This window comes from Isoptericola jiangsuensis, assembly GCF_002563715.1.
GTDB classification, from domain to species: Bacteria; Actinomycetota; Actinomycetes; order Actinomycetales; family Cellulomonadaceae; genus Isoptericola; species Isoptericola jiangsuensis.
The window spans coordinates 74,671-89,648 of record NZ_PDJJ01000001.1 but is presented as its reverse complement, the minus strand read 5'-3'; the positions used below and the strand labels follow the sequence as shown (position 1 = coordinate 89,648).

Here is a 14,978-nt window from a genome sequence, read left to right as displayed (position 1 = left end):
CGACGCCCACCGAAGGGACAACGTTGCCCGTCTCGACCGTGCACGCCGGCCGGCGCCGCCGCCCGCGCGCCCTCGTCACCGTCACCACCGCCCTCGCCCTGCTCGTCGGCCCCACCGTCGGCGTCGCCCCCGCGTCCGCCGACGACCCCCTGCCCGAGCCGACGCCCAGCGTCTCCGCGCCGGTGACGCCGCAGGTCGTCGCCCCGGCCCCGGAGACGTTCTTCGTCGACGGGAACATCGCCGTCGGGGGCAGCCTCGACGTCTCCGGGCGCGCCTCCGACTGGCAGCCCACCACCGGCCTGGACCTCACCTACCAGTGGGTCGCGGACGACGTACCGGTCGCCGGCGCGACCACCCACACCCTCACCCCCACGGCCGACCTCGTGGGCACCACGCTCGCGCTCGACGTCACCGGCACCCTGCCCGGCGACCCGCCCGCGTCGGCGACGGTCCGCGTGCCCGTCGGCACCGTCGCGCCGGGCACCCTCCGCCCGGGGACGCCGAAGGTCTCGGGACGCGTCGAGGTCGGCTCGACCGTCGCCGCCGACCCCGGAACCTGGGCAGCAGGGACGGCACTCGCCACCACGTGGCTGGTCGACGGGACGCCCGTGTCCACCGCCGACACCCTCACCCTGACGTCAGCGCACGCCGGCCGGTCCCTCGTGCTGCGCGTCGTCGGCAGCCTCGCCGGCCACGACGACGCCACGGCCGAGACCGCGGCCGTCACCGTGGCCGCCGCCCCCGTGTGGCCCACCCCCACGATCTCCGGCACCGTGCAGGTCGGCAAGAAGGTCACCGCGCGGCCCGGCACCTGGCCCACCGGGACCCGGCTCACCTACCGCTGGTACGCCGACGGGCGCGCCGTCTCCGGCGCCGACGCCTCGACCTTCACGCTCACCGCCGCGCAGCGCGGCGACCGGCTCACCGTCAAGGTCACCGGCACCCGCAGCGGCTCCGCGCCCGTCACCCGCACCAGCGCCGCCCGCACCGTCGCCGCCGGCGTGCTGTCCGCACCCCGGCCCACCATCGCCGGGCTCGTCGGCGGCAAGGCGAAGGTCGGCAAGAAGCTCACCGCGCAGCCCCGCACCAGCTCCTGGTCGCCGCGCCCCACCACCCTGCGCTACCGGTGGAAGATCGACGGCCGCGCCATCTCCGGCGCCACGTCGTCCACCTACACACCCAAGGCGAAGCAGGCCGGCAAGAAGATCACCGTCACCGTCACCGGGTACCGCACCGGCTTCACCGCCAAGGCCGTCACCAGCAGCGGCGCCGCCGTCGCCAAGCCCTTCACCCGCACACCGCAGCCGAAGATCACCGGCGAGGTCCGCCTCGGCTCCACCCTGCGCGTCACCCGCGGGAACTGGGACCCCGACCCGTCGTCCTTCACCTACCGGTGGAAGGTCGGCGGCAAGACCGTCGCCACCGGCCGGACGTACAAGCTGCGCGGGGCCGACTACGGCAAGCGCGTCACCGTCACCGTCACCGCGCACCGCAAGACCTACCTGCCGACGTCGCGCACCAGCGACCGGACGTCGAAGGTCAAGCTGCCGAGGCCCGCGCTGACCCGGGAGGGCACCTTCAAGGTCGGCCGTGACATCAAGCCGGGCACGTACGTGGCCTACGCCTGGGGCGACACGTGGTGCACCTGGTCGCGACGCTCCGACGCGAGGAACACCGCCAAGGGAGAGCTGGCCAACGACTACGGGTACGGACAACGGATCGTCACCATCAAGTCGTCCGACGAGTACTTCCGTACATACGGCTGCGGCTCCTGGTACAAGTTCTACCCGGTCGGGGGCCAGCAGAGCCGGACCGCGGCGGACGGGGTGCTCAAGGTCGGCAGCCAGCTCCGACCCGGACTGTACGAGACGTCCGGACCGGTGTTCGCCGACGAGCAGTGCCACTGGACCCGCCTGCGGTCGTTCCTCGGCTACACCGGGCCCCAGGGCCGGAACGTCATCGCCCGTGGCTCCGGGGACGCCGGGGACACCGTGCGCATCCGCAGCTCCGACGAGGGCTTCGAGACGTTCGGCTGCCGCTGGAAGCGGATCGGCAGCTGACGACGCCGTGACGCGGGCCCGTCGGGGGACACCCCGGCGGGCCCGCGCCGTCCCCCGGGGCTACCCTCGGGGCGTGCCGCACGACCCGAGCCCTCGGTGACCCGCGCCGGACGCCACGGGTGGTGGGCCGTCGTGACACCGCACCTGTGGATCGTCGCCGCCGCGCTGGTCCTGCTGCTCCCGCTGAGCGGCGCCCTGCCCGCCGACGACTTCGCCGAACTCGCCGCCCTCACGGGTCCGGTGCTCGGGTTCGTCGTGGTCCTCACCGTGGTGGCCGAGCTGTGCGCCGGCGCGGGCCTGTTCGACGCCGTCGCGGACGGCGCCGCACGCCTCGCCCGCGGACGACCTGCGATCTTGTGGCTCCTCGTCGTCGCGGTCGCGACGGCCTGCACCGTGGTCCTGTCCCTCGACACGACCGCCGTGCTGCTCACGCCCGCCGTGATCGCCGTCGCCCGCCGCACGGGACGCGACCCGCTGCCGCTCGCCCTGTGCGTCCTCGCCCTGGCGAACACCGCGTCGCTGCTGCTGCCCGTCTCGAACCTCACCAACCTCATGGCGGCCCGGTCGTTCGACGACGGCTACGTCGGCACGATGGCGGCACCCGCCGTCGCGGTGCTGGTCGTCGTCGTGGCGGCCCTCGCCGTGCTGCACCGCCGGGCGCTGCACGGCCGGTACGACGTCCCGCCGCGCCGCGCGCCGCGCGACCCCGTGCTGCTGCGGGTGTCGGGCGTCGTCGTGCTGCTCATGGGAGCGGCGTTCGCCATCGAGCTGCCGGTGCTGCCCACCGCCGTCGTCGCGGCGGCCGTGCTGGGCGCGGCCACGGCCTGGCGGCGCGTCCCGATCACCGTGCCCGTCACGCAGATGGTGCCGTGGCGGACCGCGATCGTCACCGCCGGGCTGTTCGTCGCCGTCGGCACGTGGCACGCGCACGGCCTCACCGCGCTGCTCTCCCACCTCACCGGCGCCGGCACCGGACCCGGCGACCTCGCCCAGGTCGCCGCCGTCGGCGCGCTCACCGCCAACGGCGTCAACAACCTGCCCGCCTACCTCGCGCTCGCCCCCACCGTCACCGGCAGCGACGCCCGCCTCGCCGCGCTCCTCGTCGGGGTCAACGCCGGACCGCTCGTCACCCCGTGGGGCTCGCTGGCCACGCTCCTCTGGCTCCAGCAGTACCGCCGCCACGCCTGGGCGGCACAGCCCACCGGGCTCGTGCGTCGGGTCGTGCTGCAGGGCGTGGTGCTCGCCCCGCTCGCCGTCGCCGCGGGCGTCGCGGCCGTCGTCCTGACCTGACCCCGCGGTGGGGGGCGCGACTCGAGCGGACCCGATCAGCCGAGCGTGAACTCGCAGGTCCGTTGCACCCCAGGGCTGCCGTTGGCCCGGGTCGTGTCGGGTGAATGTCCGACGGCGCTCAGCGTGGCCGAGGGGACTTGGCCGTGCTTCAGATACGTTCCGGGCCATGAGCGACGACGGCGCGGCGGTTCAGGTCCTGGCCGGACGGGTGCTTGGCATCCCCGAGACGTGGAAGGTTCCGACGGGTTACCCGGACTCGTTGGCGCTGGCGGCCATCGACTCGGTGTTCTCCTTGCAGAGCCGGTACTCCGCCGTGGAGAGCATCCTTCGCCGCTACCGGCAGGCGCGCCGAGGCGAGGGCGCAGAGCCCGAGCACGATTCCGGGCCGGAGCTGCTCGCTTTCATCGAACGAGGCGGCGGTCCGGAGCAGGTGGTCGACACGTTCAACCGGTCGATCGCTCCGGGTACCGGCCGGGGGAGGCAGGGACAGGTCTTGAAGGTCTCGGCTCTCGTCGCCGGCGTCTCCGCGCTGGAAGAAGTGGGCATCACGTCGGCAGCCGATCTGCGTGGCGCCTCCGACAGCACCCTCGCTGCAGCGCAACGGGCATGGCGAGGAGTCCGGGGACTGGGGCTGGCGTCGTGGGACTACCTGCTCATGCATGTCGGCACCGAAGGAGTGAAGGCCGACACGATGATCCGCCGGTTCGTGACGCGCGCCGTCGGCGAGAGCGTGCGGGTCAGTGATATCCGAGCGAGGGCCGCAGTCAAGGACGCGGCCGCGAGCATGGGGGTGTCCGAGCGCGTCCTCGATCACCGCATCTGGCGCTACGAGAGCGGACGCGACTAGCGAGATGGGGATCTCGCCTGTCGGAGCCTGACCAGGCGGCCCCGGCCTGCCCCGCAAGAAACTCGCTGACCACCACGTACCGGTGAGGCACCGCTGCCAGGCACACCGAGACTGGGCATCGAGGCACACCGTGAGCCATCGGACATGAGGCCGCACTCGCTGTGTCGACCGGTAGGTCGCCGACGCTGGGCCCGGCGCTATTCTGGAGAAGACTGCGACGGAGGTGGGCAGATGGCCAAGAAGATCAGTGCGAGCGACGCCGCACGGGTAGCAGTTCGCTCGACGAGAGCGCCCGCGAAGCTCGAAGGTCGCGCCGTCAAGTCCTCGACGCGCTCTGCGGAAACCGGCCGCTATGTTGCGGCGCGCCCCGCGCGGACGAAGTGAGCGGGCTCGACCCGGACTACGGCAGCACGCCGCTCGACTTCGAGGAGCTGGACGCCCTTCTGCCGGAGGTCGCCGAGGCGATCGGAGACCCGGTAACGATGACCTCGGTATATGAGCTGGAGCAGGCGTACGAGGACGCGGTGCGCGAAGCGTTCGTGGTGCGCGCCGCGGCGGGCGAGCTATCCCTGACCGATCTGCTGACCGATTGGACGCTTCGGGATCTGCATGCTCGCCTCTACGAGAATATCTGGACCTGGGCGGGCGTAGCCCCCCCAGCGCGAGCTCAGCATCGGCATCGACCCGGTCATGATCGCGGTCGAGCTGCGATCCACCCTCGAGAACCTGCGATACCGCTGGGAACACGCGTCGGACTGGACGGCCAAGCAATTGGCGATTGCCACGCACGCCGAGGCTGTGCGGATCCACCCGTTCGCCGACGGCAACGGCAGGTCAACCCGACTGTTGGCCGACCTCGTCCTGCTCGCCGCGACGCCCGATGACGAGCCCGCGGTCGTGTTTGACTGGGACCTGGACAAGACGCTCTACATCCCAGCCTTGCGCCGATTCGACCGGGCCCGCGACCCCAGTGAGCTCGCAGACCTGGTCGGCCTTGTCGCGGTCGAGGAGGGTTGAACGTCACCCAACGCCCGTAGTGCTGGGCATTCCCTCGTTCGCCAGAGGAGCGTTGCCCTTGCTACGCCGCGGAGGCACGGCCAGTCTCGCACCCCGGTTTCAGTGGAAACTCGGACTGACGTTTCGACGATGGCCGGAGCAGTGGCCGTGCGGCGGCCTGAGGTACCTTCCGATGCCTCCGCACACCGCCCAACTCATCCCAAGACCCCAAGGACCCTGCCGGCCACGCGCAGAGCTGTCGAACGCCGTCGTACACCGCTCCGCACCGACCTGGGACGCAGAAAGTCCCGGCCAGGAGAACCTGACCGGGACTTCTTCACGTGCGCGAGGGGGGAGTTGAACCCCCACGCCCTTTCGGGCACACGGACCTGAACCGTGCGCGTCTGCCTATTCCGCCACTCGCGCGTGCTGAAGGAGATTAGCACGGCGCGAGGGTCGGATCCCAACCCGATCGACCGCCCGGGACGGGGACGTGCGTCACAGCCGCACCGGCCGCCCGGGCCCGTGACCGGGCCGTGACCTCGGCGGGAGGGTCTGCGCGAGGCATTCGCACGAAATCCACAGGTTCGTGGGCGGGGTGGGTGCGCCGCTGCCTACGATCTGGATAGTCTGCCCGCAAACGGATGCGGGCGACGGGAGGAGGTGGCATGGGCGCGCTGGACCGCTTCGAGAAGAGTGTGGAGCGACTGATGAACAACGCGTTCGCGAAGGTCGGTCGCGCGGGCGAGGTCAAGGCGGTGGAGCTCGCGAGCCGGCTGCGGCGCGAGATCGACGACCGTGCCGCCGTCGTCGGGCACGACCGGACGGTCGCGCCGAACGAGTTCACCATCGACCTGTCGGCGCCCGACTTCGAGCAGGTGCAGAACTGGGGCGCCGAGACCCTCGCGGACGAGCTCGCCACGAACCTCACCGAGTACGCGGCGTCGCAGCACTACGCGTTCGTGGGTCCGGTGAGCGTGTCGTTCGAACGCCACGACGAGCTGACGGGCGGCCGGTTCCAGATCCGGTCGGCGACCGTGCGCGGCAACGTGGCACCCGCGACGAACCCCGCGCCGAGCACCCGGCACCCCCTGATCGACATCGACGGCCAGCGCTACCTGCTGACCGGTCCCGTCACGGTGATCGGCCGGGACGCGGACGCCGACATCGTGGTGGACGACCCGGGCGTGTCCCGTCGGCACCTGGAGATCCGCGTCGCGCCGGAGGGCGTGGTCGCCACGGACCTCGGGTCGACGAACGGCCTGTTCGTGGAGGGCCACCAGGTCCCGGCCGCGACGCTCCTGGACGGGAACACGCTGACGATCGGCCGCACCCGCATCATGTTCTGGACCGGCACCCAGGCCGGCCGGCAGACCGAGGACTGGTGATCGACCGAGGATGAGCGAGCTGACGATCACCCTGCTGCGGCTGGGCTACCTGGTGCTGCTCTGGGTGTTCGTGCTCTCCGCGGTCGCGGTGCTGCGCCGCGACCTGGCCCTGCGCGCCCCGCGCGGGCGCCGCAGGACGGCCGACGAGCCGTCCGCCCCGGCCGAGCAGTCCGCGGCCCCCGCGCGCGCGGCGGCCAAGTCGTCGGGCCCGACCCGGCTGGTCGTGACGGCCGGCCCCCTGACCGGCACCACGCTGCCGCTGTCGACGTCGTCGATCCTCATCGGTCGTGCACCCAGCTGCACGCTCGTCCTCGACGACGACTACTCGTCGTCGCGCCACGCCCGCATCTTCCCGCAGGGCGACCACTGGTACGTGGAGGACCTCGGGTCCACGAACGGCACCTACATGGGCGACGAGCGGGTGGGCGGACCGACGCACCTGCCCCCGGGGGTCGGCGTGCAGATCGGCCGGTCCGTCGTCGAGCTGCAGGGGTGATCCGGAGTGACACTCGCCCTGCGCTACGCGGCGCGGTCCGACGTCGGGCTCGTGCGCCACGACAACCAGGACTCCGCCTACGCGGGTCCGAACCTGCTGGTCGTCGCCGACGGGATGGGCGGACACGCGGGCGGTGACATCGCCTCCGCCCTGGCGGTCGCGGCCCTCGCCCCGCTGGACACCCCGGACCACGGCCCCGAGCAGGCCCTGGCCGACCTCGAGCGGACCGTCGAGCAGGCCCGCCAGGACCTCGTGCACGCCTCCGAGGTCGACCCGGACCTCGCCGGCATGGGCACCACCGTCACCGCGCTGCTGCGCTCGGGGAACACCCTGGCGATGGCGCACCTGGGCGACTCGCGCGCCTACCTGCTGCGCGACGACACGCTCACGCAGGTCACGGTCGACCACACGTTCGTGCAGCACCTCGTCGACACCGGGCGGATCTCCCCGGACGAGGCCGAGACCCACCCGCAGCGCAACGTCGTCATGCGCGTCCTCGGCGACTTCGACGTCGACCTCACCCCCGACATGTCGATCCGGGAGGCGCGCGCGGGCGACCGCTGGCTCCTCTGCTCGGACGGCCTGTCCGGGTTCGTCGGGGGCGAGCAGCTCGCCGACGTCCTCGTGGAGTCGGAGACCGTCGAGGAGGCCGCCGACATCCTCATGACGCTCGCCATGACGGCCGGCAGCACCGACAACATCACCGTGGTCGTGGCGGAGGTCGTCGACACCGACCAGGAGGCCGCCCCGGCCGACACGAAGCAGGTCGTGGGCGCCGCCGCGAAGGGCACGTCGCCCGCGCTGGCCCACCAGGAGGCCGCGCCGGAGCAGCCCGCGGCGTCGTCCGACGACGAGGACGACGAGGACGAGGACCCGGACGACGAGGAGCGCCCGCGCCGCCGCCCCTGGCTGGCCGTGGTCGTGTGGCTGGTGGTGCTCGGCGGCCTCGGGTACGGCGCGTGGTGGGCGTACGGGTGGACGCAGGACCAGTACTACGTGGGGATCGCGGACGGTCAGGTCGCGGTCTACCAGGGCATCCCGCAGGAGGCGGGCCCGCTCACGCTGTCCCGGCCGGTCGAGCTCACGGGCACGTCCGTCGACGAGCTGCCGGCCTACTGGACGGAACGTCTGGACGGCACCATCCGGGCCTCCTCCCTGGACGAGGCCGTGGTGCGCGCCGACGAGCTCATCGCCGAGGCGCTCCCCACCCCGACGCCCACGCCGACGCCGAGCGTCACGCCGAGCCCGTCGCCGTCGCCGTCCACCAGCGCGAAGCCGTCGCCCCGACCGTCCGCGTCCGCCGACGCCGAGGGGGCGTCCGCGTGAGCGTCGACAGCCCGGCGGTGACCCCGCGCCGACGGCGTCCGCTGCGCCTCGCCGAGATCTTCCTGCTGGTCATCGCCCTCGCGGGAGGCATCGGCGGCTTCGCGATGGTGGGGCTGTCGATCCGCGGCGAGCTGCCCGACGGGTTCTGGACCCGCAGCCTGCTGCTGGCCGCCACCGCCCTGGTCGCGCACGTCGTCCTGCGTCTGCGCGCCCCGTGGGCCGACCAGGTGATCCTGCCGGCCGTCGTGCTGCTCAACGGGATCGGCCTCGCCATGATCTGGCGCCTGGAGATCTCCGGCTCCCGCGCCATGGCCGGCGCCTCCGCGGCCGGCAACCTCCAGGCGTCCCTCATCGGGGCCACCGTCGCCTTCGCGATGCTCTGGCTGCTGCGGGACCACCGCTGGCTGCGGCGGTACACGTACACCGCGATGCTGGTCGGTCTGGCCCTGGTCGCCCTGCCCCTGATCCCCGGCCTCGGCCAGGAGATCAACGGTGCCCGCATCTGGATCACGGTCGGCGGCTTCTCCCTGCAGCCCGCCGAGTTCGCGAAGATCGCGTTCGCCGTGTTCTTCGCCGGCTACCTCGTGGTCAACCGCGACACGCTCGCCCTCGCCGGGCCGAAGATCCTCGGGCTGCACCTGCCGCGCCTGCGCGACCTCGGACCGATCCTCGTGGTGTGGGCCGCGTCCCTGGTCGTCCTCGTCATGCAGCGCGACCTCGGTACGTCGCTGCTGTTCTTCGGCCTGTTCGTCGCCATGCTGTACCAGGCGACCGCCCGGTCGAGCTGGATCCTGCTGGGCCTGACGATGTTCGCCGCCGGAGCGCTGGCGGCCGCCCAGCTGTTCCCGCACGTCGGCGCGCGCATCGACGTCTGGCTGCACCCCTTCGACGCCGCCCAGTACGAGCGTGACCCCGGCGGGTCGTACCAGCTCGTGCAGGGCATGTTCTCCATGGCGAACGGCGGCCTGTTCGGCACCGGCTGGGGCGAGGGCCGGCCCTTCCAGATCCCGTACGCCTTCTCCGACTTCATCTACGCCGCCCTCGGCGAGGAGCTCGGCCTCACCGGCCTCGCGGCCATCCTCCTGACCTACCTGCTCGTCGTGCAGCGCGGTTTCAAGGCCGCCCTCACGGTGCGCGACGGGTTCGGCAAGCTGCTCGCCGGCGGTCTCGCGTTCGTCATGGCGCTGCAGATCTTCGTCGTCGTCGGCGGCATCACGCGCGTCATCCCGCTGACCGGCCTCACCCTGCCCTTCATGGCGCAGGGCGGGTCGTCGCTGCTCGCGAACTGGATCGTCATCGCCCTGCTGCTGCGCATCTCCGACATCGCCCGCCGACCCTCCGACCTGCCCGTGCGCGGCCACGTCTCGGCGGGCGGGGCGCGCGAGCCGGAACCGATCCTCGTGGGGGCGCCCGACGGCGAGGACGCCACCGGCCCCGAGGGCACGCCCGCGCAGGGCAGCCCGCTGCCCCGACGACGCATCGCCGACCGCGACGGGGACAGCACCGGGACACCGGCCGCACCCACCGAGAGAATCGACCCCGACCAGCACCCCGAGGGAGGTGACCAGCGGTGAACACCACGACCCGCCGCCTCGCCTCCATCGTCATGGTCATGTTCCTGGCGCTGCTCGTCTCCACGACGTGGATCCAGTTCTTCCGGGCCGACGACCTCAACTCCGACCCGCGCAACGCCCGCGCCCTGTACGAGCAGTTCGGCACGGACCGCGGACCGATCGTCGTCGGCGGCGAGGCCATCGCCAGCTCGGTCCCCGTGGACGACGAGTGGAACTACCAGCGCGAGTACGCCCAGGGCCGCCTGTACGCCCCGCTGACCGGCTACTACTCGCTGGTGAGCGGCACCTCCGGCATCGAGCGGGCCGAGAACGACTTCCTCGCCGGCACCGCGGACGCCCTGTGGGTCGACCGCCTGCAGAACGTCCTCACCGGCACGGACGCGCAGGGGTCGGCGGTGGAGCTCACCATCGACCCCGCCGCCCAGCAGGCGGCGTGGGACGCGCTCGGCGACCAGCGGGGCGCCGTCGTCGCCCTGGAGCCCTCCACGGGACGGATCCTCGCCCTCGTGGCGAAGCCGACGTTCGACCCGAACGACCTCGCCTCGCACGACACGGGCGACGCCAACGAGGCGTACCTCGACCTGCTCAACGACCGGGACAAGAAGCCGCTGGAGAGCCGCGCGACCGCGACGATCTACCCACCGGGGTCGACGTTCAAGCTGGTCACCACGGCCGCGGCGCTGGAGAGCGGCGACTACGAGCCCGACACCGTCGTCCCGGCGCCCTCGACCTACACCCTCACGGGCACCCGCACGGACGTCGGGAACTTCGCCGGCACGTCGTGCGCGTCGTCGGGCGAGATGACGCTCGCCGACGCGCTGCGGATCTCCTGCAACACCGCCTACCTCGGGCTCGCCGGGGACCTCGGCGCCGAGGCCATGGACGAGCAGGCGGAGAAGTTCGGCTACGGCAGCTCGTTCAGCATCCCCTTCGCCTCGGCCGTGAGCCAGTACGACCCCGACGCGAGCAGCATGTCGACCGACCGGGTCGAGCTGTCGGGCATCGGCCAGGGCAGCGTGGCGGCCACCCCGCTGGAGGTCGCGATGACGTCCGCCGCCATCGCCAACGGCGGCGAGCTGATGGAGCCCTACTCGGTGGAGCGGGTGCGCAACCCCGAGCTCGAGGTCGTCTCCGAGACGCGGCCCTCCAGCCTCGGCGACGCCGTGTCCAGCAGCACCGCCGCCGCGCTCACCGACATGATGGTGAGCGTCGTCGAGGACGGCTCGGGCACCAGCGCGCAGATCTCGGGCGTGCGGGTCGCCGGCAAGACGGGCACCGCGCAGCACGGCGACAACTCCGAGCCGCCGCACGTGTGGTTCACGGGCTTCGCGCCGGCGGACGACCCGCAGGTCGCCGTGGCCGTCGTCGTGGAGAACGGCGGCGACCTGGGCGGCCAGGCGACCGGCGGCTCCGTCTCCGCCCCCATCGCGAAGGCCGTCATGGAAGCGGTGCTGAACGGATGAGGCCGGCGGTGGGCATCTCCCTGGGCGACCGCTACCGCCTGACGCGGCGCATCGCCGTCGGCGGCATGGGCGAGGTGTGGGTGGCCGACGACGGCTACCTGGGCCGCGACGTCGCCGTGAAGGTGCTGCGCGAGGAGTACACCGGCCACGAGGACTTCCTCAAGCGGCTGCGGACGGAGGCGCGCAACAGCGCCGCCCTGTCGCACCCGAACATCGCGCAGATGTACGACTACGGCGAGCAGGACGGCGCCGGGTTCCTCGTCATGGAGCTCGTGCTGGGCGAACCGCTGGCCGACCTGCTGGAGCGCGAACCCGTCATCGCGCCGCGCCACCTCCTGCCGATCCTGTCGGCCACGGCGCGCGGCCTGCACCACGCCCACCTGGCGAAGGTGGTGCACCGCGACGTCAAGCCGGGCAACATCCTGCTGGAGCACAACACCCGCGCGGTGAAGATCACCGACTTCGGGGTGTCCCTGGCGGCGAACCAGGCGACGATGACGGCGACGGGCATGGTGATGGGCACCGCCCAGTACCTCTCCCCGGAGCAGGCGGTCGGGCAGCCCGCGACGCCGGCGTCCGACCTGTACGCCCTGGGCATCGTGGCGTACGAGGCGACGGCGGGACGGCGGCCGTTCACCGGCTCCACCCCGGTGGACATCGCGGTCGCGCACGTCAACAGCGCGGTGCCCCCGCTGCCGACCACCGTGCACCCGGGCCTGGTCGACGTGATCATGCGGCTGCTCGCCAAGGACCCGGGCCGCCGACCGGCCTCGGGGGAGGCCCTGGCCAACGAGCTGGACGCGCTCGCCCACGAGATCGCGGAGGACCCGCTGGGCGCCCGGTCGCGCGCCGCGCGCCGCGCCGCCCGCACGGGGAAGCCCGCGCCGGTCCGGCACGCCCGCCCCGACGACGCCCAGGGCCGCACCGACACGCCGTCGGACGTCCCCGCCGCGCCGCGGCAGCGCACGCGTCCCGACCCCGTGCCGACCCGCCCGCCCACGGCCCCCGAGTCGCCGCGCGACACCCCGCCGCCGCCCCGGTCCTACCCGGCGCGGCGCGACCTGCGCAGCACCTCCATGCACCGCCCCACCCCGCCGCAGGGCACGCGCAGCCGCAGCGACCTGCACCGGCCGGACGACCCGCCGGCCCGGCGCGCGTCGACGACGACGGGCCAGCGCCTGGGCCCCCTCGGCCGCTTCTCGTGGCCCCTGCTCGCGCTCCTGGGACTGCTGGTCGTGCTCGCCGTCGCGTCCGTCGTCAGCGGTCTCCTGGGCGGTTCCGACGGTGACGACGGCGCCTCCGGCGCCCTGACGGCCGCGACCACGCGGATCGGCGTGATGTCGCAGGCGTCGACCGTGCCCGACTCTGGGATGATGCTCCCAGAACCGTCGCCCCTGCTGGGGGCGGCCACGACCGAGAAGGACGTCTGAGTGGTGGACAACACTCCCCGCGTGCTCGCGGGACGGTACGAGGTCGGTGAGCTCATCGGCCGTGGAGGCATGGCCGAGGTGCACATCGGCCACGACGCACGCCTCGGCCGCACCGTCGCCATCAAGGTGCTCCGGTCCGACCTGGCGCGCGACCCGTCGTTCCTCGCCCGGTTCCGCCGCGAGGCGCAGTCGGCCGCCGCCCTGAACCACCCGGCGATCGTCGCGGTGTACGACACCGGCGAGGACATCTCCACCGACCCGACCGGCAACCAGGTCCACATCCCGTTCATCGTCATGGAGTACGTCGAGGGCCACACGGTCCGCGACATCCTCGCCGACGGCGCCGCGGTGCCGATCGAGGAGGCCGTGGAGATCACGGTCGGGATCCTCAGCGCCCTGGAGTACTCGCACCACGCGGGCATCGTGCACCGCGACATCAAGCCGGCGAACGTCATGATCACGCCGACGGGCGCGGTCAAGGTGATGGACTTCGGCATCGCGCGCGCGGTGGCGGACTCCGCGGCGACGATGACCCAGGGCCAGGCCGTCATCGGCACGGCCCAGTACCTGTCGCCCGAGCAGGCGCGCGGCGAGCAGGTCGACGCCCGCAGCGACCTGTACTCGACCGGTTGCGTCCTGTTCGAGCTGCTGACGGGGCGCCCGCCGTTCGTGGGCGACTCCCCGGTCGCGCTCGCCTACCAGCACGTGGGCCAGGAGGCGCAGCGCCCGTCGGAGATCGCGAGCGACGTCCCCGACGTGCTGGACCGCATCACCCTCAAGGCGCTGACGAAGAACCGCGACCACCGCTACTCGTCCGCCGCGGAGTTCCGTGCGGACCTCGAGTCGGCGATGCGCGGCGGTTCGGTGACGGCCCCCATGCTGGGCATGGGTGCGGCCGCGATGGGCGCCGGCTACGCCGCCACGCAGGTCCTGGGCGACCCGGCGGGCACGCAGGTCATGAACCCGACGCAGGCCGCGCCGTGGGGTGCGACCGGGCTGCCCGCCGACCAGACGGGGGTCGGGTCACCCAACCCGCCCGACGAGGACGAGAAGCCGAACCGCAAGGCCCTCATGTGGACGCTGATCGCGATCGGCGTCATCGCGCTGGCGACGATCATCACCCTGCTGGTGCTGAACAGCGGGAACGACGAGCCGGAGACGGTCGTCGTCCCCGAGCTCTCGTCGACGATGAGCCGCACCGAGGCGCAGCGGGCGATCACCGACGTCGGGCTGGTGTACTCCGAGCGCATCGACGGCGAGTCGGAGGAGCCCGAGGGCACGCTGACGAGGTCCGACCCGGGCTCCGGCGAGCAGGTCGCCGTCGGCAGCACCGTCGAGGTGTACTTCTCCGGCGGTCCGGAGACCTTCCCGATGCCGGACGTCACCGGCATGAGCCTCGACGACGCCCAGGACGCGATCGAGGAGGCGGGCCTGTCCGTCGGTGACGTCTCCGAGCAGGCGCAGGCCGGCGCCGAGGAGGACGAGGTCATCTCCTCCGCCCCCGGCCCGCGCGAGGCCGTCAACCCCGGCGACACCGTCGACCTCGTGGTCGCGAGCGGCCAGGTCGACCTGCCGAACCTCATCGGTCAGACGGAGGAGTCCGCGAAGGCGACGCTCGACGACCTCGACCTGCGCTACGACACCGAGTCGATGCCCGTGGACGACGCCGGCGACGTCGGCAAGGTCGTGCAGCAGTCGCCCGAGGCGGGCACGGTCGGCCAGGACACCCGGATCACCCTCACCATCGGTGAGGAGCCGGAGGCCGAGATGGTCGACGTCCCGGAGGTCACGGGGATGTCCGCCGACGACGCCGTGTCGACGCTCAGCAGCGAGGCCAACCTGAACGCCGTGCAGACCACCGCGGGCTCGGAGGAGTACTGCCCGGGCTACGTGACGGCGTCGGACCCGCCCGCCGGGACCGAGGTCGAGGTCGGCAGCAACGTGACGATCACCGTGTCGACCGGTGCTCCCGGGCAGGACTGCTCCGCGGGCGGTCCCACCCCGGCCGCGACCGAGGACGAGGGTGACGACGACAGCGGTCCGCCGTCCCCCTGACAGGTCCGCGCAGGAATCACGGAGCCCCGCCGCCGACACGGAGAGTGTCGGCG

12 protein-coding genes and 1 tRNA gene are annotated in these 14,978 nt (G+C 72.8%); 12 read left to right on the top strand and 1 reads right to left on the bottom strand.

The window, feature by feature from the left end:
- Positions 1 to 23: 23 nt before the first annotated feature.
- From ATJ88_RS18210 to ATJ88_RS00370, 5 genes are all read left to right on the top strand, one after another.
- A complete protein-coding gene (locus ATJ88_RS18210) occupies positions 24 to 2,060 on the top strand; it encodes an Rv1352/Rv1906c domain-containing protein (protein WP_098461910.1) in 2,037 nt (678 codons plus the stop codon).
- A 132-nt stretch (positions 2,061 to 2,192) separates the two neighbouring features.
- Positions 2,193 to 3,350 carry an SLC13 family permease gene (locus ATJ88_RS00380; protein ID WP_098465020.1) on the top strand — a complete coding sequence of 386 codons (1,158 nt, stop codon included), beginning with the start codon at positions 2,193 to 2,195 and terminating at the stop codon, positions 3,348 to 3,350.
- A 166-nt stretch (positions 3,351 to 3,516) separates the two neighbouring features.
- Positions 3,517 to 4,197, top strand: a complete 681-nt coding sequence (locus tag ATJ88_RS00375; protein WP_098461908.1) for a hypothetical protein — start codon at positions 3,517 to 3,519, stop codon at positions 4,195 to 4,197.
- A gap of 231 nt (positions 4,198 to 4,428) precedes the next feature.
- Positions 4,429 to 4,581, top strand: coding sequence for a hypothetical protein (locus tag ATJ88_RS18205; RefSeq protein ID WP_170023470.1), 153 nt, complete (start codon positions 4,429 to 4,431; stop codon positions 4,579 to 4,581).
- 306 nt (positions 4,582 to 4,887) lie between these two features.
- On the top strand, positions 4,888 to 5,214 hold the full coding sequence (locus tag ATJ88_RS00370) for a Fic family protein (RefSeq protein ID WP_211287428.1): 327 nt from the start codon (positions 4,888 to 4,890) through the stop codon (positions 5,212 to 5,214).
- 321 nt (positions 5,215 to 5,535) lie between these two features.
- On the opposite strand, the gene ATJ88_RS00365 is transcribed toward ATJ88_RS00370, so the two are convergent.
- Positions 5,536 to 5,619 (bottom strand) — tRNA-Leu (locus ATJ88_RS00365).
- Between the two features lie 242 nt (positions 5,620 to 5,861).
- Between ATJ88_RS00365 and ATJ88_RS00360 the strand changes: the two genes are divergently transcribed.
- Genes ATJ88_RS00360 through pknB form a run of 7 tightly spaced genes read left to right on the top strand, consistent with a single transcriptional unit; the run spans position 5,862 to position 14,925 of the window.
- Complete coding sequence (locus tag ATJ88_RS00360; protein WP_098461906.1) at positions 5,862 to 6,581, top strand: FHA domain-containing protein; 720 nt, start codon at positions 5,862 to 5,864, stop codon at positions 6,579 to 6,581.
- A gap of 10 nt (positions 6,582 to 6,591) precedes the next feature.
- Positions 6,592 to 7,077 (top strand): FHA domain-containing protein FhaB/FipA, encoded by a 486-nt coding sequence (locus ATJ88_RS00355; RefSeq protein WP_098461904.1) that lies wholly within the window; start codon positions 6,592 to 6,594, stop codon positions 7,075 to 7,077.
- Positions 7,078 to 7,083: 6 nt separating this feature from the next.
- A complete protein-coding gene (locus ATJ88_RS00350; RefSeq protein ID WP_098461903.1) occupies positions 7,084 to 8,403 on the top strand; it encodes a PP2C family protein-serine/threonine phosphatase in 1,320 nt (439 codons plus the stop codon).
- Positions 8,400 to 9,977: an FtsW/RodA/SpoVE family cell cycle protein gene (locus ATJ88_RS00345; RefSeq protein WP_245852022.1), complete on the top strand. Its 1,578-nt coding sequence runs from the start codon at positions 8,400 to 8,402 to the stop codon at positions 9,975 to 9,977. Before ATJ88_RS00350 ends, ATJ88_RS00345 begins: the two co-directional genes overlap by 4 nt.
- Entirely contained in the window at positions 9,974 to 11,440 is a 1,467-nt protein-coding gene (locus ATJ88_RS00340) for a peptidoglycan D,D-transpeptidase FtsI family protein (protein ID WP_098461901.1), read from the top strand. Before ATJ88_RS00345 ends, ATJ88_RS00340 begins: the two co-directional genes overlap by 4 nt.
- On the top strand, positions 11,437 to 12,870 hold the full coding sequence (locus tag ATJ88_RS00335; RefSeq protein ID WP_098461899.1) for a serine/threonine-protein kinase: 1,434 nt from the start codon (positions 11,437 to 11,439) through the stop codon (positions 12,868 to 12,870). Before ATJ88_RS00340 ends, ATJ88_RS00335 begins: the two co-directional genes overlap by 4 nt.
- Positions 12,871 to 14,925 (top strand): Stk1 family PASTA domain-containing Ser/Thr kinase, encoded by a 2,055-nt coding sequence (gene pknB, locus ATJ88_RS00330; protein WP_170023469.1) that lies wholly within the window; start codon positions 12,871 to 12,873, stop codon positions 14,923 to 14,925.
- The last annotated feature ends 53 nt before the right edge of the window (positions 14,926 to 14,978 follow it).